Origin of the sequence: Frankia sp. Hr75.2 (assembly GCF_949319125.1) — a bacterium.
GTDB lineage: Bacteria > Actinomycetota > Actinomycetes > Frankiales > Frankiaceae > Parafrankia > Parafrankia soli.
Genome location: NZ_CASGGV010000111.1, coordinates 122,390 through 140,743 on the forward strand (window position 1 = coordinate 122,390; position 18,354 = coordinate 140,743).

The following is an 18,354-nucleotide window of genomic DNA, read 5'->3' on the forward strand; positions in this document are numbered from 1 at the left end:
TCGAGCGATCTGGTTACAAACAAGGAAGGAACGCGACGTGGCTGTCGTGACCGACGCCCAGGGCAACCCCCGTGCTACCGGGCGGCGCAAGGAGGCGGTCGTCCGGGTGCGCCTGATCCCGGGCACCGGCAACTGGAACCTCAACGGGCGCAAGCTCGAGGAGTACTTCCCCAACAAGGTGCATCAGCAGCTCGTGAACGAGCCGCTGAAGACCCTGGAGCGGGCCGAGTCCTACGACGTGGTGGCCCGTCTGCACGGCGGCGGCGTCTCGGGTCAGGCTGGCGCGCTGCGCCTGGCCATCGCCCGGGCGTTGATCGTCGTCGACGAGGAGGCGCGCCCCACCCTGAAGAAGGCGGGCTTCCTCACCCGGGACGCACGGGTGAAGGAGCGGAAGAAGTACGGCCTGAAGAAGGCCCGTAAGGCGCCTCAGTACAGCAAGCGCTGACCCGCTGCCCACTGCGTGCGGTGGTCGAGCCCGGCAGGCACGTCCTGCCGGGCTCACAGGCGCGCGGTGGTTTCGTTCCATCCAGTGGTCTCGTTCCGATGTCCGCGCGGCGTGCCGGTGGCGCGTGGCGGTGCTGCTCCGATCCCTTGGGAGGCCTCAGTGGCGAGGCTTTTCGGCACCGACGGCGTCCGCGGTGTCGCGAACGCCGACCTGACGGCGGAGCTGGCGCTCGCGCTGGCGTCCGCCGCGGTGGAGGAGGTCGCGGACCGCGGCACGCCACCGCCCGGTCCGGTGGACGGCGTGCCCGTCGCGCGGTCCGCCCACGGCATCGACCACCGGCCGCTCGTCGTCGTGGGGCGGGACACCCGCCCGTCCGGTGAGTTCCTCGAAGCCGCGGTCGTCGCCGGTCTGGCCCGCGCGGGCGCGGACGTCACCCGGATCGGGGTCGTGCCGACCCCCGCCGTGTCCTACGTGGTCGCGGCGACCGGCGCCGACCTGGGCGTCATGCTCTCCGCGAGCCACAACCCGATGCCCGACAACGGGATCAAGCTCTTCGCCGCGGGCGGGCTGAAGCTGCCGGACGACGTCGAGGACGCCATCGAGCGCCGCATCGCCGGCCCGGCGGCACGCCGCCCGGTGGCGGCCGCGGTCGGGCGGGTCCGCGACGACAGCACGCTCGTCGACGGGTACGTCGACCACCTGCTCGCGACCCTGCCCGGCGGCCCCGGGGGCCTGCGTGGCCTGCGGGTCGTCGTGGACTGCGCCCAGGGCGCCGCCTCCGATCTCGCCCCGCGGGTCCTGCGCGCCGCCGGCGCCGACGTGATCGCGCTGCACGCCGACGGCGACGGGCTGCGCATCAACGACCGTTCCGGGGCGACCCACCTCGACAGCCTGCGCGACGCCGTCGTGGCGCACGGCGCCGACGCCGGCATCGCCCACGACGGCGACGCCGACCGGTGCCTGGCCGTGGACTCCGCCGGGGAGATCGTCGACGGCGACCAGATCCTCGCGCTGTGCGCGCTGGCGCTCGCCGAGCGCGGCGAGCTCGAGCGCGGCACCGTGGTCGTCACCGTGATGTCGAATCTCGGGTTCCACCACGCCATGCGCGACGCCGGCATCGACGTCGTCACCACCCCGGTCGGGGACCGCTACGTCCTGGAGGCCATGCGCTCCGGCGCCTACTCGCTCGGCGGCGAGCAGAGCGGGCACGTGGTCTTCCTCCGCCATGCCGGCACTGGCGACGGGCTGCTCACCGCCCTGCAGATCCTCGGCCGGATGGCGGAGACCAGCCAGCCGCTGCACGAGCTGGCGAAGGCGATGACCCGGCTGCCACAGGTCCTGGTGAACGTCCGCGGTGTCGACCGGGCGCGGGCGGAGACCTCCGACGAGCTGCGCGCCGCGGTGGCCGACGCCGAGGCGGAGCTGGCCGGGGCCGGCCGGGTGCTGCTGCGGCCGTCCGGCACCGAGCCGCTGGTGCGCGTGATGGTCGAGGCACCGACGGACGAGCTCGCCCGGGACGTCGCCGGCCGGCTCGCCGACGTCGTGCAGCGCGCCCTGCGCTGACCAACGCGCCCTGCGCTGAACCCGCGTTCGCGCCCGTCACCCGCGGGCCCGTTCCGCGGGCCCGATTTCCGCGGGCGGGGAGCGTCGGGCACGTGCCGGTGGATTCGGCCGACGCCGACGGGACATCTCCGGCAACCGAGTGGTCCGTGCCTGGCGCTCGGACCGGACTGCGTACGCTGAGCAACATGTGCGGGATCATTGGTTACGTCGGTGATCAATCAGCCTTGGACGTCGCGCTGAGCGGGCTGCGTCGGCTGGAGTACCGCGGCTACGACTCCGCGGGTGTCGCCGTCGTCGGCGCGGGTGCGCTGAGAACCGCGCGCCGCGCCGGGCGGCTGGCGAACCTGGAGAAGATCCTCGGCGAGGACAACGACCCCATGCCCGGCACAACCGGGATGGGGCACACCCGCTGGGCGACGCACGGCGGCCCGACCGACGTCAACGCCCACCCGCACACCGACTGCACCGGCACCGTCGCGGTGATCCACAACGGCATCATCGAGAACTTCGCGGAGCTGCGCGCCGAGCTGGAGGCCGCCGGTCACGAGCTGGCCAGCGAGACCGACACCGAGGTCGTCGCCCACCTGCTCGAGATCGAGATGGCCCGCGATCCCGGCTCCCGCCCGGCGGGGGGTGCGGCGGGGTCGGCGCTCCCGCACCCGCTCAGCGAGGCGTTGCGCATCGTGTGCCGCCGGCTGGAGGGCGCGTTCACGCTCGTCGTCCTGCACCGGGACCATCCCGAGGTCGTCGTGGGCGCGCGGCGCAACAGCCCGCTCGTCGTCGGCCTCGGCGTGGGCGAGACCTTCCTGGCCAGCGACGTCTCCGCGTTCATCGCGCACACCCGTGAGGCGCTCGAGATCGGCCAGGACCAGCTCGTCGAGGCCCGGCGCGACGGTGTGACCGTCTACGACTTCGCCGGCGCCGTCGTCGAGGGGCGCCGCTACCACGTCGACTGGGACGCGAGCGCCGCCGAGAAGGGCGGCTACCCCTACTTCATGCTGAAGGAGATCAGCGAGCAGCCCACGGCGCTCGCCGACACGCTGCGCGGGCGGCTCTCCGCGGAGGGCACCATCGTCCTGGACGAGGAGCGCCTCTCCGACCAGGACTTCCGCGACATCGACAAGGTCTTCATCGTGGCCTGCGGGACGGCCTACCATGCCGGCCTGATCGCCAAGTACGCGATCGAGCACTGGACGCGGCTGCCCTGCGAGGTCGAGATGGCCTCGGAGTTCCGCTACCGCGACCCGGTGCTGGACCGCTCGACGCTGGTCGTCGCGATCAGCCAGAGCGGCGAGACGCTCGACACCCTGATGGCGGTCAAGCACGCCCGTGAGCAGAAGGCCCGCGTGCTGGCGATCTGCAACACGAACGGCTCGACGATCCCGCGCGAGTCGGACGCCGTTCTGTACACCCGGTGTGGTCCCGAGGTGGGCGTGGCGGCGACGAAGACGTTCCTCGGGCAGGTGGCGGCCTGCCTGCTCGTCGGCCTGTTCCTGGCGCAGACCCGGGGCGTCCTCTACGGCGACGAGGTCGCCGCCTACGTGGACCGGCTACAGCGCGTCCCGGAGCTCGTCCGGCGCACGCTCGCCACCGTCGAGCCGGTGCGGGAGCTCGCCCGCGGCCTGGTCGACGCCAAGGCGGTGCTGTTCCTCGGCCGCCACGTCGGCTACCCGGTGGCACTGGAGGGCGCGTTGAAGCTGAAGGAACTGGCCTACATGCACGCCGAGGGCTTCCCGGCCGGGGAGCTGAAGCACGGCCCGATCGCGCTGATCGAGCCCGGCCTGCCGGTGGTCGTGGTCGTGCCGTCGCCGCGCGGGCGGGCGAGCCTGCACGGGAAGATCGTCTCCAACATCCAGGAGGTCCGTGCCCGCGGCGCCCGCACGATCGTGATCGCGGAGGAGGGCGACACCGCCGTCGAGCCCTACGCGGACCACCTGATCCGGGTTCCCGCCACGTCATCGCTGTTCGCGCCGCTGGTCACGACCCTGCCGCTGCAGGTCTTCGCCTGCGAGCTCGCGCTCGCGCGCGGGCTGGACGTCGACCAGCCGCGCAACCTGGCCAAGTCCGTCACGGTCGAGTAGCACCAGCGCGGCCCGGGCCGAGGGCGGTCAGGTGTGTCGCCTCGGCGCCGCGGCGGAGGGGCGCGCCGGCGTGGTGGCCGGCACGCCCCCGTCTGGCGTCAGCCAAGGTCCTTCGGCTGTCCGCCGGGTGCGCTCGCGCCGCCAGCGGCCGGGCCAGGATCGGTGGTACCGGCCGTGCCGGCGGGCCCGGAGCCCGCGTCGCCGTCCTCGGCCGGGCCGGCCGCCGGTGAATCCGTCAGGTCGCCGGCGAGGATGCGGTACAGGCCACGCCGGGTCTCGGTGAGGAGGTCCCGGGCCGCGGCGATCTGGTCGGCGTCGCCGGCCTGCGCGACCTGGACGACCGCCGCGCCGACCCCGAAGGCCAGCGTCCGCAGCGCGGTTGTCTCGTCGTCCGCGCTCGCCGCCGCGGTCTCCCACGGCTTGGCCGTTCCGGCGCGGGCCTCCACGTGGGCGCGGCCCGCGTCGGTGAGGTGGAAGACGCGGCGCCCGTCGCGCTCCTCGGCGCGGACCAGCCCCTCGTCGGCGAGCAGCGACAGCACGGGGTAGACGGAGCCGGGACTCGGCCGCCAGACCCCGCCGCTGCGGGAGGCCAGCTCGCCGATCATCTGGTAGCCGTGCATCGGCTCCTCGGCGAGCAACGCGAGCAGTGCCTCGCGGACGTCGCCGCGGGCGACCCGTGCCCCGCGCCCGAAACCGGGCCCCGGCGGGAAGCCGCGGCCGAACGGCCAGCCGCCCGGCCCGAACCCGCCCGGCCCGAAGGGCCCGCCCGGCCGGCCGCCCCGCCCACCGCGCCCACCGCGCCCGCGCGGGCCGGGGCCGTGGTCGCCACCGTGTTCGCCGGGCCCGTGGTCACCGGGCCCGTGGTCACCGTGCATGTGGCTGCGGTGCTCGCCGTGCACGTGGCTGTGCTCGCCCGGCCGGCACGAGCCTCGGGCCGCCTCGGCGAGTGCCAGAAGTCGGGCGGGATCCAGGAGCCGGGTGGGGTCGAACGGTAGGTACCGGCCCCAGGTGTCCCAGCGGGCATCCCATCCCGGCATGGCGTGTGAACTCATTGTGATCTCCTTAGTAAGTGGGTCGCGTTGCTTCGCGTACGTTCACGATATATCGCGATGGAGCGGATGGCTACCCTTCCTCTCCACCTGGCGGGCAGACCAGTCCCGTCGTTCCGTAGGATTGGTGAATGATCATTTCGGCGTCGGAGGGCGACGGGCACGGTGAGGGGGCGGTCACCCCCCTCGAGGCCGCCTTCGAGGAGCGCGCGTGTGCCCAGCGCGCGGGCACTGCCGTCTTCATGGAGGGCGTCAGCCTCGCTTTGCTCGGCCGGGTGGAGCAGCTGCGGATCCGGCCGACCAACGCGTCGGGAACCGTCGACGACGACGGGCACCAGCAGGTCCGCCTGGAGGCTGGCGACGATGGTCCCGGCTCCACGTGCACCTGCTCCGACAGCTCGGGCGGGGTCTTCTGCCGCCATGCCGTGGCGGTGGCGCTGGTCGCCACGGGCTCGGCCGGGATGGCGGAGGACGACGACGAGGAGGACGGCCACACCGAGGACCTCTTCGCCGACGATCCCGTGCACGCGGCGATCAGGGTGTTCCTGAGCCGCGTCCCGCGGGCGGAGCTGGTCGAGACGCTCCTCGACGCCGCCGACGAGAACGAGGTCGTGGCGGACGTGCTCTGGGAGGCCACGGTGGCCTGGCACGGCCGCCAGCACGGAGCCGTCTGACCGACGGGCCGCCGCGGTACGCGCGGCGCGGGGCCGTCCGGCATCGCGCCGCGCCTGGGGTCGATCTGCGCGACCGGGGGCACTCCCGGCGGGAGCATGACCGCATGCTCGAAGCACACACTGTTGCCGAGGTACGGGACGCCGAGGCGCCCCTGCTCGCGTCCCTGCCCTCCGGCGGGCTCATGCAGCGCGCCGTGTCCGGTCTCGTCTCGCACGCGGTCCGCCGCGTCGACCGGGTGTACGGCGCCCGGATCGTCGTCCTCGCCGGTTCCGGTGACAACGGCGGTGACGCGCTGTGGGCCGGTGCCCGGCTGGCCGCCCGCGGCGCCCGTGTCCACGCCCTCGCTCCCGGCCGGACCCATCCCGAGGGCACGGCCGCCCTCCTCGCGGCCGGCGGGCGGCTGCACCGCACCGGCCCGGTCGACCCGCCCGCACCGGAGGGGATGGGCGCCGACGCGGCCGCCGACCTCCTCGACTCCGCCGACCTCGTCCTGGACGGGCTGCTCGGCATCGGCGGCCGCGGCGAGCTGCGCGAGCCGTACGCCCGGCTCACCACGCTCGCGCCGGCCCGGCGGACGGTGGCCGTGGACGTGCCCAGCGGGGTCGACGCGGACACCGGCGCGGTGGCGGAGGGGGCCGTGCGGGCGGCCGGCACCGTCACCTTCGGCACGTACAAGCGCGGCCTGCTGGTCGGACCCGGAGCTGTCCACGCCGGGCGGGTCGAGCTGGTCGACATCGGGCTGACCCTGCCCGAGCCCGACCTACGAGCCCTGCAGGACGTCGACGTGGCCCGGCTGTTGCCCGTCCCGGTCGCGGCCGACTCGAAGTACTCCCGCGGCGTGCTCGGGCTCGTCGGCGGCAGCGACCGGTACCCGGGAGCCGCGGTGCTGGCGGTCGGCGGCGCGCTGCGCGGCGGCGCGGGCTACCTGCGGGTGGTCGCCGAGGCCGGCGCCGCCGATTACGTCCGCCGGGCCCACCCGGAATCCGTGCTGACGGTGATCGAGGCGGGGGACGCGGAGGCGATGCTCGGGGTGGGCCGGGTCCAGGCGTGGGCGATCGGCCCCGGCCTCGTACCGGACGAGGCCACCCGGCGCCTCGTCGACGCGCTGCTCGAGCAGACCGAGAGCGGCCTGCTAGTGGACGCCGGCGCGTTGGACGCGCTCGCGTCCGCCGTCGCCGCCCGCCCGGCGGTGCTGCGGGACCGCGCGGGCGCCGTCGTCCTGACCCCGCACGAGGGCGAGTTCATCCGGCTGACCGGCACGGCACTCGGCTGGGACCAGGCCGGCACATCTGAGCGCCTGCGGGCCGACCGTCTCGGCACCGTCCGCCAGGCGGCGCGGGACCTCGGCGCCGTCGTCCTGCTGAAGGGCAACCGGACGATCATCGCCGCCCCCGGCGGGGAGGCCCTCGTCAACCTCACCGGGACGCCATGGCTGGGAACGGCCGGATCCGGTGACGTTCTCACCGGACTCGCCGGTTCCCTGCTGGCCGCGGGCCTGCCGGCGCCGCAGGCGGCCGCCGTGGGCGCGTTCCTGCATGGCCGGGCGGGGGAGCGCGGGCCCGTGCCGCTCGCCGCCGCAGACCTGCCCGCGCTCCTGCCCGGGGTCGTCGAGGACCTGCTTGCTAGCGTCGAGGGGTGAGCCCGCAGCCCCCATCGCACCCGCCGCGTGCCTACGCGGCCATCGAGCTCGACGCCGTGCGCGACTCGGTCGCGGCCCTGGTCGCCCGCGCCGGCGCCGCCGCGACCATGGCCGTGGTCAAGGCGGACGGGTACGGGCACGGAATGCTGCCCTGCGCCCGGGCCGCCCTGGACGCCGGCGCGAGCTGGCTCGGGACGGCCTTCCTGGAGGAGGCGCTGGCGCTGCGGGCCGCCGGGATCACCGTCCCGGTGCTCTCCTGGCTGGCGGCGCCGGGTGAGCGCCTCGCCGCGGGCATCGCGGCGGATGTCGACCTCTCCGCGTCCGCCGGCTGGGCGCTCGACGACCTCGCCGCCGCGGCCCGCACCGCCGGCCGGGCCGCCCGGGTGCACCTCAAGATCGACACCGGCCTCGGGCGGGCCGGGGCCACCGGCGAGGACTGGCCCGGCCTGTGCGACAGCGCCGCGGCGCTCGAGGCGGACGGGCTCATCGAGGTCGTGGGCGTGTGGAGCCACTTCGCCTTCGCCGACGCGCCCGGCCACCCGACCGTCCAGGCGCAGATCAGCCGGTTCGGCGACGCGGTGGACGTCGCCCGCAAGGCCGGGCTGCGCCCGCAGGTGCGCCACCTCGCGAACTCGGCCGCGACGCTGGTCAGCCCGGAGGCGCACTTCGACATGGTCCGGCCGGGCGTGTCGGTGTACGGGCTGTCGCCGGGGCCCGAGGTCGGGCCGCCGTCCGCGTTCGGGCTGCGGCCCGCGATGACGCTGCGCGCCAGCACCGCGCTGGTGAAGCGGGTGCCGGCGGGCACCGGAGTGTCCTACGCGCACCGCTACCGGACGTCGGCGGAGACCGGCCTCGCCGTCGTCCCGCTCGGCTACGCCGACGGCATCCCCCGCTCGGCCACGAACACGGCCGAGGTGCTCGTGGGCGGGCGCCGGCGGCGCATCGCCGGCACCGTCTGCATGGACCAGTTCGTCGTGGACGTCGGTGCCGACCCGGTGCGCGTAGGCGACGAGGTGATCCTCTTCGGCCCCGGCGACCGGGGCGAGCCGACCGCGGACGACTGGGCGCGCGCGCTCGGCACCATCAACTACGAGATCGTCACCCGGATCGGCCCGCGGGTACCGCGCGTCTACATCTGACCGCCGGATACGCCTGATCGGCCGGGACGTCTGGTCAGTGGCAGCCGCCGGTGCCGCACGCGCCGCCGCCGTGCTCGTGGCCGGCTGTGGCGCCCCCGAACATGCCGCGTTCCATCCGGCGGCGGACCGGCTGCGGGTTCGCCGCGCGCTCGGCGGCCTTCTCGATCTCGTCGCGCGTGGTCAGTGTCAGCATCACCGGCCCGCTCTGGGCGGGAGCGGCCGGCTGGGCACCGGCCTCGGCGAGGTCGTCATCGATCTCGTCGAGATCCTCGTCGAGATCGACAGCGCCGCCATACGTGGGCGACGTGGTCAGATTGCTCTTCCGCCACCGCAGTTTCACGACGCCTCCCCTGGTCGCAACCACACGGTTCGACCAGCTCCACGCTAGCGGAGGATCGCGGAGCGGACCCGGTGGATCTCTGTGATCCCCTGTCGGGTATCCGCCTGCGCCGAGACGTGTACTCCCGGGTCTGCTCATGACATCGCTTTCGGGCATCGGGCACCATCGGGCATCATCGGGGTGTCGTGCGTTCTATGGCCGGAAGGTGGGCAGACGGTGGCAGGCGCCCCAACCGATCGTGGTTCCACCGGTGGTTCGGCCCGCTCGGCTGGCGCTGCCCGTGCCGCCCTTTCGGTCGGCTCGGCGGGGGCTGCCGGCGCCCTGACCGCGACCGCCGGCGCGGTGCGGGCGGTGGCCCGGGCAACGGGATCCGCCGCGGGCTCCCGGGCCGCGCGCCGTGGTGGCACGGTGGGCCTGGTCGGAGCCGCGATCGCGGCCGGCCTGATCGCCGAGCGCCGGGCCGTGCGGCGCCACCGGGCCGTACCCGACCTGCCGGACCGGGAACGGGTCGGCCCGATCGGCGGCCGGGCCGACATGGTGGTCGCCGTGGCGGACGGTGTCCCGCTGTATGTGGAGGAGACCGCGCAGGACCCCCCGCCCCGATCCGGAGCGGGCTCCGCCGCGCCGACGCTGGTCTTCGTGCACGGCTTCTGTGTGAACAGCGACTCGTGGGTGTTCCAGTACCGCGCCCTGCGCGACCTGGGTCCGATGGTCTTCTACGACCAGCGCGCGCACGGCCGCTCCGGCCCGTCCGAGGCGGCGAACTGCACGATCGACCAGCTCGCGGCAGACCTCTACCAGGTCCTCACCGAGCGGGTCCCCGAAGGTCCGATCGTCCTGATCGGCCACTCGATGGGCGGCATGACGATCCTCGCGCTGGCGGGGGAGCATCCGGAGCTCTTCGGTGACCGCGTCATCGGGGTGGCGCTCATCTCGACCAGCGCGGGTGATCTCCCCCGGGTGACCTTCGGCCTACCAGCACTGATCACGGGCGGCGTGCGCCGGGTGTTACCCGGGCTCGCGATCGGCATGCGCAGCGCCCCGTCGCTGTTCGAGCGCGCCCGCCGGCGGGGCAGCGACTTCTCCTGGGAGATCACCCGGCGGATCGGTTTCGGCTCGACCGATGTGCCCCCGTCCGTTGTCTCGTTCCTGGAGACGATGGTGGGGGACACGCCGATCACCGTCATGGCCTCCTTCATGTCCACCCTGCTCGACCATGACAAGCTGGACGCCGCCGTCAACCTCCGCGGCTCTCCCACCATCCTGCTGGTCGGGGACGGCGACCTCATGACGCCGCTCGCGCACAGCCTGACCCTCGCCGAGCTGCTGCCCGACGCCGAGCTGCGGGTCGAGGAGGGCGCGGGGCACGCGGTCATGCTGGAACGACCGGCCGCGGTGAACGCCGCCATCCGCGACCTGGTCGAACGGGTCCGCCCGCCGCGCCGGGCACCGCTGCGGGCGCCCGACCCCGTCGGGCCGTGACGGCGGGCCCGCGGGGAGCGGTACGTGACGTCGGCCCGGTACCGCGCCGGCGTCGGACCCGGCTCCGCGACGCCCGACGGCGGGCCGGGTGACGACGGCGCGCCGGCGACATACGAAGAACCACGGACGAGGACGGATACGCACCGATGACCACGCCCGCCGTCCCCGAGATCGCGGTCGAGGATCCCGACCAGATGCGTGCGCTCGGCGCGCGCCTCGCGCCGCTGCTGCGCGCCGGTGACCTGATCATCCTGGACGGTCCGCTGGGCGCCGGCAAGACCGTTTTCGTCCAGGGGCTCGCGGCCGGCCTCGGGGTGTGCTCCCCGGTGACGTCGCCGACGTTCGTCCTCGCCCGGGTGCACACCGACGGCCGCCTGCCGCTGGTCCACGTGGACGCCTACCGGCTCGGTGGCGCCGCCGAGGTCGACGATCTCGATCTGGACGCCGATCTCGGGCGGTCGGTGTGCGCGGTCGAGTGGGGTTCCGGGCTGGTGGAGCAGATGGCCGCGGCCCATCTGCGGGTGGAGATCAGCCGTCCGTCCGGCGACGAGACCGGCGATGTGCGGCGGGTGCGGCTGCGGCCCGCGGGGGCCGACTGGGCCGCCCGGCTGACCGCGCTGGCCACTCCGGACCGCACACCGCACCCGCAGGGGCCCGCGGCGCGTTAGCCGAGTCGTGCCATCGGTGCACCCGGCCCGTCGGCGTCCGCCGGCCTCTTACCGGGCCGGGCGGCGGGTCGGGTGCTGTCGAGCTCGGGCCGGATCGCGTCGACCTGTTGGTGCCGGCCTGTTGGTGGTGGCCGGGCGTGCCGCCGGGATCGTGGCACGCACGACGCGCTACCCGCGCCCGGACCCGTGCCGGCCGCGATGCCGCGATGTCCTGAGGGCGGGAACCGTCTCGGTGCGGCGGGCGCCCGTGGCGCGGGAACCAGCCCCCGTCGGTGGAATTCCCGGGACGGCCAGGCAGGCCGCCGGGCTCCGCGCCGTCCTAGCACCTATTCGGGTGGGCATGTTCGGGTAACCCGGTGAAGTGATTCCAGGAACACGGGGGCTCACCGGCGGTGAATTTTCGCTGCCGTTCCGGAATGGCGTTGGCGGTCGGACGTGAGCCGTCGCATAGCAGCGGGCGACCTAGATCATGTTAAGGTCAGATGTCCCAGTGTTAATGTTCGCCCCCGACCCCGTTCCTATACCGCGTCTCGGGTGGGCGTGTCGTGGCAAGTAGCGCTTGAGGACAAATAGTCAACGTTCCGTAGTTGATGAGTTGTTCCGCTATATTGGCGGCGTAGGCGCGAAGTTCATGCATGTAGCGGCCTGACTGCTTCATGTAAGGGCCGCGGAGAACCGGGATGGCCCGTTGTGGCCGGGAGAGGGGGGCGAGTGCGCAGCAGCACCGCTGCCGACCTTGTGGACGCTCCGGTGGAGCGGTCGACCCGGTCCCGCCGTACACGCAGCGACTTCCTCGCGAGCCGGCGTGATCTGCTCGACGCCGTGGGCCGGCTCCTCGCCCGCAACGGGCGCCGCTTCAGCCTCGTCGACCTCGCCGCGGAGGCGGGCGTCTCGACGGCGACCGCGTACCGCCACTTCGTGGACGTCCACGACGCCCTCGACGTGTACTACCTCCAGCTCATCGACGTACTGGTAACCGACATCCGCGCCCTGGCGGTCGGTGAGGACCACCTGGGCAACTTCGAGGTCGTCTGCGAGGTGTGGGTCCGCTCGGCCGCGCGGTGGGGGCGGGCGGCGGTGCACGTGCGCTCCGCCCATGGGTACCTCGCCCGGCTGCAGGCCCGTGACGACCTCGTCTCCAAGCTGCACCAGGTGCTCGCGCCGGTCGTGCTCGGCCTGGTGGACAACGGCGTGCTGCCGCCTCAGGAGCCCGAGTACGCGGTGCTGTTGTGGGCCTCGGTCTTCGACGAGCGGGTGATCGTCGACCTGCTCGACACCCTCGGCTGGTCGGTCGAGCAGGTCGCGCAGAAGCTCACCGCCTCGGCGCTGCGGATGCTCGGCTACACCGGCTGGACCCCCCTACGGCCGGCCTTCCCGCCGGCGGGCTCCGGTGCGCAGGCGCCCGCCGCCGGCCCTGTTCCCCCGGCCCCCGTGCCCGCCTCGCCCCCGCGCCGCCACGGAGCCGCTGGTCCAGGCGGGATCGCGACGCGCGGTGCGGGCGGCCTCGGCGCCGGGCCGGTGCTGGCTCGCGCCGGCGCGCCGGCGGGCGGCGTCGACCCCCGGATCAGGCTCCGCTCCGGCGGCGCCGGCCGGCTGACCCACTAGCGTTTTCTCCCGGACCGGTCCCGGCGTACATGTCGGGACCGGTCTGACGCGTCCGGCCGCCGTCCGGCGACCGCCACGCCCTGACGGACGCCCTGACGGGCCCGCCCGGTACGCCGCACCACCGATGACGGCCCCCGACCGGCCCGCGGGGCCACTCGACGCCGGCCCGCCCGGCCACCGCGCCACTCGATGCGTTTGGTTCCCGTTGTTTTTCTGGGCGGCGTTGGTGGTCGCGCCGGTCGGGTCCGGGTCCGCCGGTCCGGCCCGCTCCGGTCGGCCCGCGTGGTTCCGGTAGTTCTTCTGTTGTGATTTTTTGGCGGCTCGACCCGGCGGTCCGGGGGTGTGGCCCGGCGCTCGTGTTACCTCTTGTTACCGGCCGCCGATGTCGAGGAATGCACTTCTTTCGCCCTGTCGCCTTTCCGGTCCGATATTCCTCCCGGGCATACCGTGAATTCTCTTGTCGTTGATGCGCTCGCGGGAGCGTTCACCGCCGGGACGCCGTCCCGGCGAGTTTTCTGTGGATTTTCTCGGAGTCGGGGGTCTGGGACTCCTTCCGGAGGCCCGCGCAACTGCGCTGCCCAATCATCTGGGCGGATGCTCGGCATACGGATCGATCAGTCCCCCGCACCCGGTGCCGCGCGCCGGGTGCGGGCCCGACAGCGGGGGTCCGTAGGCTGGACGGGTGCTCGTCCTGGCGCTCGACACCTCGACGGCGGCCTGCGCGGTCGCGCTGGTCGAGCTCGGCGCGCCGCCCGCCGGGCCGTTGGTCCGTGCCTCCCGGGTGGTCTGGGACGCCCGCCGCCACGGTGAGCTGCTGGCGCCGATGATGCGCGACGTGCTCGCCGCGGCCGGCGTCCGCCCGCCCGAGGTGCGCGCCGTCGTCGTCGGGGCCGGCCCGGGCCCGTTCACCAGCCTGCGGGTGGGCATGGTCACCGGGGCCGCGTTCGCCGCCGCGCTCGGCGTCCCGGCCTACGGCGTCTGCTCCCTGGACGGCATCGGGGCCGCGACGACCGGCCCGGTCGGCGTCATCACCGACGCACGGCGCCGTGAGGTGTTCTGGGCCCGCTACCAGGACGGAACGCGTGTCGGCGAGCCCGGTGTGGGAGCCCCGGCGGCCGTCGCCGCGGATCTGCGCGCCGCCGGCGTCGAACGGGTGACAGGGCCCGGGGCCGGTCTGTACCCGGACGCGTTCGCCGGCTTCGGCACCCCGCCCGCCGGCGGTCCGGGCGAGCTGACCGGTTCGGGCGAGCAGAGCGGCTCGGACGCCCAGGGTGGTTCGGGCGCCCAGAGTGGTTCGGGCGAGCCGAGTGGTTCGGGTGGGTTGAGTGGAGCCGAGCCGGAGTATCCGGCGCCGGAGGTGCTCGCCCGCCTCGTCGCCGCGGACATCGTGGCCGGGCGTGATCCCGGGCCGCTCACCCCCCGCTACCTGCGGCGGCCCGACGCCGCCGAGCCCCGGGGCCCCAAAGCCGTCACCGCCTCGCGCCCGGAGCCGGCGCGGTCGGCCACGGCCGCCACCGGAGCAGCGCCGGCCGGAACAGCGCCGGCCGGGACGATGCCGGTATGAGCGCCGCTGCCGTGGACCCGACGCCGAGCGCGGGCGACGTCGACCTCGTGCCGATGCGCTGGTGGCACCTGGGCGAGATCGCGACCCTGGAGCGGCAGGTCTTCGACGTGGACCCCTGGTCTGCCGAGCTCTTCTGGTCGGAGCTCGCGCAGGGCGACAACCGGCACTACCTGGTAGCGGTCGCGGGCGGCTCGATCGTCGGCTACGCCGGGCTGGCGCTGCAGGGCGACGAGTCCTACATCCAGACGATCGGGGTCGTCCCGGCCATGCGCGGGCGTCACCTCGGATCGCGGCTGATGATCGCCCAGCTCCGGGAGGCGCGGCGGCGTGGCGCCCGCAGCTGCGGGCTCGAGGTGCGCACCGACAACCGGCCGGCGCGGGCCCTCTACACCCGGCTCGGGTTCGTCGATCTCGGCGTCCGTCGCGGCTACTACCAGCCGTCGGGCGGCGACGCCTACGTGATGCGCGTGCGGCCGATCGACACCGTTGGTTACGGGACGCTGCTGGACCGGGTCGAGGCGGCCGTCCTGCGGGACGCCAGGGCCGCCTCGTGAGGGCCCTCGGCACCGTCGTGAGGGCCGCCGGCGCCGCGGCGGGGGGTTGGACATGAGGACACCGGCCCGACCGCTGGTGCTGGGCATCGAGACCTCGTGCGACGAGACCGGCGTCGGCCTCGTCCGTGGCGGCGAGTTGCTCGCCGACGCGCTCGCCTCCTCGGTCGACGAGCACGCCCGGTACGGCGGCGTGGTGCCCGAGATCGCCGCGCGGGCGCACCTGGAGGCGATGGTCCCGACGATCGAGCTGGCGTTGGACCGCGCCGGCCTGCGCCCCCGGGACGTCGACGCCGTCGCGGTGACGTCCGGCCCGGGGCTGGCCGGCGCGCTGTTGGTCGGGGTCGCCGCGGCGAAGGCGTACGCGCTGGCGCTGGGCGTCCCGCTGCACGGGGTGCACCATCTCGCCGCGCATGTCGCCGTTGACACGCTTGAGCACGGCCCGCTGCCGCGCCCGGCGGTGGCGCTGCTGGTCTCCGGTGGGCACAGCTCGTTGCTGCTGGTCCCCGATCTCGCGGCCGAGCCGGTCGAGTCGCTGGGGGCCACGGTGGACGACGCCGCGGGGGAGGCCTACGACAAGGTCGCCCGGTTGCTCGGCATGCCGTTCCCGGGTGGCCCGCCGATCGACGCGGCGGCCCGCGAGGGCAGCCCGCACATCCCGTTCCCGCGCGCCAAGGCGGGGGACGGCACGTTCGACTTCTCCTTCTCCGGGCTCAAGACCGCGGTCGCCCGCTGGGTGGAGGCCCGGCGGCGGGCCGGCGAGCCCGTGCCGGTCGCGGATGTCGCGGCGTCGTTCCAGGAGGCCGTGGCGGACGTGCTCACCGCGAAGGCGGTCGCGGCCTGCCGGGCGCACGGCGTGGACACCCTGGTGGTCGGGGGCGGTGTCGCGGCCAACAGCCGGCTGCGCGCGCTCGCCGCGCTGCGCTGCGAGGCGGCGGGCATCACGCTGCGGATCCCGCGGCCGGGGCTGTGCACCGACAACGGCGCGATGGTCGCGGCGCTCGGGTCGCTGCGGGTCGAGGCCGGCGTCGAGCCCTCGCCGCTGGACCTTCCCGCGTCCTCCACGCTCGCCCTCTGACCGTTTCCGCTCTCTGACGTCTCCACCCGCCGACCGTCTCCGTCCGCTGACGGCCTTCGTCCGCTGACCACCTTCTGACCGCCTTCGCCGGCCCGGGACCCGTCACGGGTCCCGGGCCGGGCGGCGCTCAGGCGGCGGCGCGGTCGCGGGCCGCCTGCTCCGCGGCCGTCCGGGAGGCCTCGAACACGTCGGTGAACGCGGCGAGCGCCGGGTTCACCTTCGACAGCGTCATCACGACGGTGATGAACTCGATGTTGTCTGCGCCGAGTACCTCGAAGGCGTGGCGCAGGTAGGGGACCTGGTGGTCCCAGCCCTCCTTGGGGGCGCCGGGGGCGTAGGAGCCCCCCTGCGCGGTGATGACGGTGACCTTCCTGCCCGCCAGCACGCCGTCGCCGGCCGTCCCGCCGGCCGTGCGGCCCATGACGATGACCTGGTCCAGCCAGGCCTTGATCGTCGACGGGTAGGCGTAGTTGTACATCGGCATCGAGATCACGTACTCGTCGGCGCTCTCGACCTCCTCGAGGTACTCCTCGCGGATCTTCACGGCCTCGGCCTGCTCGGGTGTGCGCTGCTCGGGGGGTGTCTGGCCGCCGGACACCAGCGCCCAGTTCAGGTGCGGCGGCGGGCTGGTGGCCAGGTCGCGGTGGGTCAGCGTCCCGTCCGGGTGGTGCTTGCGCCAGGACTCGGCGTAGGCCTCGGCGACCCCGCGGGAGACGGAGCCCTCCGGGGCGAGGCTGGAGTCGATGTGCAGCAGGTGGGGCATCGGAGCTCTCCTTGATCACGATCGGGAGGCGGGTGCCGGTCTCGGCGCGCGCCGCGGGAGGGAGGGTGCCGATCCGGCCGATCCGGCGCTGGCGCCGTGTGCGTCCCGTCGACTCCCCGTCGACTCCGGTGATTTTGGTGTGCGAACAGATGGTCGTACTGGGCAATAATCTCTGTCAACACCTATCTGTTCCGCAGATTAGTTCATGATGATCGGGGTACTGTGTTCGGGTGGAGCGGTCCTCGGGCGCGTCGCCGATGCCGGCCTCCGTCGTGCTCCGGCCCGCCTCCCCGGCGGCGGAGCGACAGGATGAGCCGTCGGCCGCCGCTGGCCCGTCTGCCGCCGGCTGTCCGTCCGTCGCCGCCGACGCGGAGCTCGAACTGCCCGACGAGGTCCGCGACGACCTGTGCTGGATCGTCGGTCAGATCCAGCACGGGTACCTGGCCGCGTCCGCGAGCGCCGTCGGTGGCCTGCCCGGTGGTCTCAAGGGTTTCTACGTGCTGGACGCCGCGGTCGGAGGAACGGCTCACAACCAGATCGAGGTCGCCCGCCGTTTCTCCATCGACCGGACCGTGATGGTCCGGCTGGTCGACGAGATGGAGCGCGCCGGCCTGGTCGAGCGCCGGCCGGACCCGGCGGACCGCCGGGCGCGAATGATCATCGCCACCGAGCGGGGAATCCAGGAGCACGAGCGGGTGCGGCGGCAGCTGCGCGCCGTCGACGACCACGTCCTGGCGCCGCTGGCGCCCGCGGACCGGGAGGTCTTCACCGGGCTGGCGCGGCTCGTCGCGGCACACCTGGTCGCGATGGATCCGACCAGGGGTGCCGCCGCGTGCGCCACGGCCGAGGTCACGCTGCAGAGTGCCACCACCGGTTGTGACGGCCCCGGTGCCTGCGCGGGTGTCGCCGGCGCCACCGACGTCACCGGCGGGCCCGGTGCCGGCCGCGCCGAGCCGGGCTGCTGACCGGGCGGGTCGGGCCGCGATGACGGTCACGTGGATGTGGGAGGCGAAGGCGGCCCCCGGCCAGGCCGCGGAGCTGGAGCGATGGGCCCGAGCGGCGGTGCGCGGGCGGGATGCCGAGATCTATCTCGGCCGTGGGCCGTCCACGGGCCTCGTGGTGGTCCTCCTGCACCTCGGCGTCGAGGAGTCCACGAGTGCCGCCGGCGACCCGCCGCTCCCGGACCCCCCGGATGGGCTCATTGCCGGATCCGCGCATGCCTGGCAGTTCGAGCGTGCGTCGAACCGTCTTGACAGATCCGACCTTCTTGGTTGACGTGTGTGGTGCGGGTGCTAGGTTGGCACTCGGCACTTGAGAGTGCCAGCGACAGGCGCCTGTTCACCCGCGACGGCAGGCCGCCAGGGTCGCTCTCTCATCCAGCGAAGGAAGGGGGAGGTCGATCGTGACGACCGCCACCAAGGTTGCAATCAAGCCGCTCGAGGACCGGATCGTCGTCCAGCCCTCGGACGCCGAGACGACCACCGCGTCCGGCATCGTGATCCCGGACACCGCCAAGGAGAAGCCCCAGGAGGGCACCGTCCTTGCCGTCGGCCCGGGTCGGTTCGAGGACGGCAAGCGCGTCCCGCTCGACGTCAAGGTCGGCGACGTGGTGCTCTACAGCAAGTACGGCGGCACCGAGGTCAAGTACGCCGGCGAGGAGTACCTGGTGCTCTCCGCTCGGGACGTCCTGGCGATCATCGAGAAGTAGACCG

18 protein-coding genes are annotated in these 18,354 nt (G+C 74.2%); 15 read left to right on the plus strand and 3 right to left on the minus strand.

The genetic code is table 11. From position 1 onward, the window contains the following. The first annotated feature begins 37 nt into the window (after positions 1-37). The 3 genes from rpsI to glmS all read left to right on the plus strand — a co-directional run bounded on the left by rpsI (position 38) and on the right by glmS (position 4,089). A complete protein-coding gene (gene rpsI, locus AC559T_RS10400; RefSeq protein WP_020463457.1) occupies positions 38-445 on the plus strand; it encodes a 30S ribosomal protein S9 in 408 nt (135 codons plus the stop codon). A 159-nt stretch (positions 446-604) separates the two neighbouring features. Then, on the plus strand, positions 605-2,008 hold the full coding sequence (gene glmM, locus AC559T_RS10405) for a phosphoglucosamine mutase (RefSeq protein ID WP_071066132.1): 1,404 nt from the start codon (positions 605-607) through the stop codon (positions 2,006-2,008). A 185-nt stretch (positions 2,009-2,193) separates the two neighbouring features. Then, the gene (gene glmS, locus AC559T_RS10410; protein WP_112108129.1) at positions 2,194-4,089 is read left to right on the plus strand and encodes a glutamine--fructose-6-phosphate transaminase (isomerizing); all 1,896 of its coding nucleotides are present in this window, start codon (positions 2,194-2,196) and stop codon (positions 4,087-4,089) included. Positions 4,090-4,187: 98 nt separating this feature from the next. Here the strand turns inward: glmS and AC559T_RS10415 are convergent, their stop codons facing one another. Next, positions 4,188-5,141 carry a PadR family transcriptional regulator gene (locus AC559T_RS10415; protein WP_498868567.1) on the minus strand — a complete coding sequence of 318 codons (954 nt, stop codon included), beginning with the start codon at positions 5,139-5,141 and terminating at the stop codon, positions 4,188-4,190. Between the two features lie 128 nt (positions 5,142-5,269). Here AC559T_RS10415 and AC559T_RS10420 point away from each other — a divergent pair, with 128 nt between their 5' ends. From AC559T_RS10420 to alr, 3 genes are all read left to right on the plus strand, one after another. Continuing rightward, positions 5,270-5,812, plus strand: a complete 543-nt coding sequence (locus tag AC559T_RS10420) for an SWIM zinc finger family protein (protein WP_071066129.1) — start codon at positions 5,270-5,272, stop codon at positions 5,810-5,812. 104 nt (positions 5,813-5,916) lie between these two features. Next, positions 5,917-7,452: an NAD(P)H-hydrate dehydratase gene (locus tag AC559T_RS10425; RefSeq protein ID WP_131625062.1), complete on the plus strand. Its 1,536-nt coding sequence runs from the start codon at positions 5,917-5,919 to the stop codon at positions 7,450-7,452. Then, positions 7,449-8,591 carry an alanine racemase gene (gene alr / locus AC559T_RS10430; RefSeq protein WP_071066127.1) on the plus strand — a complete coding sequence of 381 codons (1,143 nt, stop codon included), beginning with the start codon at positions 7,449-7,451 and terminating at the stop codon, positions 8,589-8,591. Before AC559T_RS10425 ends, alr begins: the two co-directional genes overlap by 4 nt. A gap of 34 nt (positions 8,592-8,625) precedes the next feature. Here the strand turns inward: alr and AC559T_RS10435 are convergent, their stop codons facing one another. Next, the gene (locus tag AC559T_RS10435) at positions 8,626-8,931 is read right to left on the minus strand and encodes a hypothetical protein (protein ID WP_498868568.1); all 306 of its coding nucleotides are present in this window, start codon (positions 8,929-8,931) and stop codon (positions 8,626-8,628) included. A gap of 216 nt (positions 8,932-9,147) precedes the next feature. On the opposite strand from AC559T_RS10435, the gene AC559T_RS10440 reads away from it, so the two are divergent. From AC559T_RS10440 to tsaD, 6 genes are all read left to right on the plus strand, one after another. Further along, entirely contained in the window at positions 9,148-10,413 is a 1,266-nt protein-coding gene (locus AC559T_RS10440; protein WP_498868569.1) for an alpha/beta fold hydrolase, read from the plus strand. A 146-nt stretch (positions 10,414-10,559) separates the two neighbouring features. Continuing rightward, positions 10,560-11,081: a tRNA (adenosine(37)-N6)-threonylcarbamoyltransferase complex ATPase subunit type 1 TsaE gene (gene tsaE, locus AC559T_RS10445; RefSeq protein WP_071066124.1), complete on the plus strand. Its 522-nt coding sequence runs from the start codon at positions 10,560-10,562 to the stop codon at positions 11,079-11,081. Positions 11,082-11,792: 711 nt separating this feature from the next. Further along, positions 11,793-12,686, plus strand: a complete 894-nt coding sequence (locus tag AC559T_RS10450; RefSeq protein ID WP_131625061.1) for a TetR/AcrR family transcriptional regulator — start codon at positions 11,793-11,795, stop codon at positions 12,684-12,686. Positions 12,687-13,368: 682 nt separating this feature from the next. Then, the gene (gene tsaB, locus AC559T_RS10455) at positions 13,369-14,250 is read left to right on the plus strand and encodes a tRNA (adenosine(37)-N6)-threonylcarbamoyltransferase complex dimerization subunit type 1 TsaB (protein ID WP_498868570.1); all 882 of its coding nucleotides are present in this window, start codon (positions 13,369-13,371) and stop codon (positions 14,248-14,250) included. Further along, on the plus strand, positions 14,247-14,804 hold the full coding sequence (gene rimI / locus AC559T_RS10460) for a ribosomal protein S18-alanine N-acetyltransferase (protein WP_071066121.1): 558 nt from the start codon (positions 14,247-14,249) through the stop codon (positions 14,802-14,804). Before tsaB ends, rimI begins: the two co-directional genes overlap by 4 nt. A 52-nt stretch (positions 14,805-14,856) precedes the next feature. Next, positions 14,857-15,879: a tRNA (adenosine(37)-N6)-threonylcarbamoyltransferase complex transferase subunit TsaD gene (gene tsaD, locus AC559T_RS10465; protein ID WP_112106528.1), complete on the plus strand. Its 1,023-nt coding sequence runs from the start codon at positions 14,857-14,859 to the stop codon at positions 15,877-15,879. Positions 15,880-16,006: 127 nt separating this feature from the next. On the opposite strand, the gene AC559T_RS10470 is transcribed toward tsaD, so the two are convergent. Further along, positions 16,007-16,642, minus strand: a complete 636-nt coding sequence (locus tag AC559T_RS10470; RefSeq protein ID WP_498868571.1) for an FMN-dependent NADH-azoreductase — start codon at positions 16,640-16,642, stop codon at positions 16,007-16,009. A 230-nt stretch (positions 16,643-16,872) separates the two neighbouring features. Between AC559T_RS10470 and AC559T_RS10475 the strand changes: the two genes are divergently transcribed. The 3 genes from AC559T_RS10475 (at position 16,873) to groES (ending at position 18,350) form a co-directional block, all read left to right on the plus strand. Continuing rightward, positions 16,873-17,607 (plus strand): MarR family winged helix-turn-helix transcriptional regulator, encoded by a 735-nt coding sequence (locus AC559T_RS10475; RefSeq protein WP_498868572.1) that lies wholly within the window; start codon positions 16,873-16,875, stop codon positions 17,605-17,607. A gap of 19 nt (positions 17,608-17,626) precedes the next feature. After that, the gene (locus AC559T_RS10480) at positions 17,627-17,917 is read left to right on the plus strand and encodes a hypothetical protein (RefSeq protein ID WP_112106548.1); all 291 of its coding nucleotides are present in this window, start codon (positions 17,627-17,629) and stop codon (positions 17,915-17,917) included. 127 nt (positions 17,918-18,044) lie between these two features. Beyond that, positions 18,045-18,350, plus strand: coding sequence for a co-chaperone GroES (gene groES, locus AC559T_RS10485; RefSeq protein ID WP_018505084.1), 306 nt, complete (start codon positions 18,045-18,047; stop codon positions 18,348-18,350). Positions 18,351-18,354 lie beyond the last annotated feature (4 nt).

Coding starts and splice junctions, on each gene's coding strand:
- glmS (WP_112108129.1), top strand. CDS start 2,194: ATGTGCGGGATCATTGGTTACGTCGGTGATCAATCAGCCTTGGACGTC.
- AC559T_RS10415 (WP_498868567.1), bottom strand. CDS start 5,141: ATGAGTTCACACGCCATGCCGGGATGGGATGCCCGCTGGGACACCTGG.
- AC559T_RS10420 (WP_071066129.1), top strand. CDS start 5,270: ATGATCATTTCGGCGTCGGAGGGCGACGGGCACGGTGAGGGGGCGGTC.
- AC559T_RS10425 (WP_131625062.1), top strand. CDS start 5,917: ATGCTCGAAGCACACACTGTTGCCGAGGTACGGGACGCCGAGGCGCCC.
- tsaE (WP_071066124.1), top strand. CDS start 10,560: ATGACCACGCCCGCCGTCCCCGAGATCGCGGTCGAGGATCCCGACCAG.
- rimI (WP_071066121.1), top strand. CDS start 14,247: ATGAGCGCCGCTGCCGTGGACCCGACGCCGAGCGCGGGCGACGTCGAC.
- tsaD (WP_112106528.1), top strand. CDS start 14,857: ATGAGGACACCGGCCCGACCGCTGGTGCTGGGCATCGAGACCTCGTGC.
- AC559T_RS10470 (WP_498868571.1), bottom strand. CDS start 16,642: ATGCCCCACCTGCTGCACATCGACTCCAGCCTCGCCCCGGAGGGCTCC.
- AC559T_RS10480 (WP_112106548.1), top strand. CDS start 17,627: ATGACGGTCACGTGGATGTGGGAGGCGAAGGCGGCCCCCGGCCAGGCC.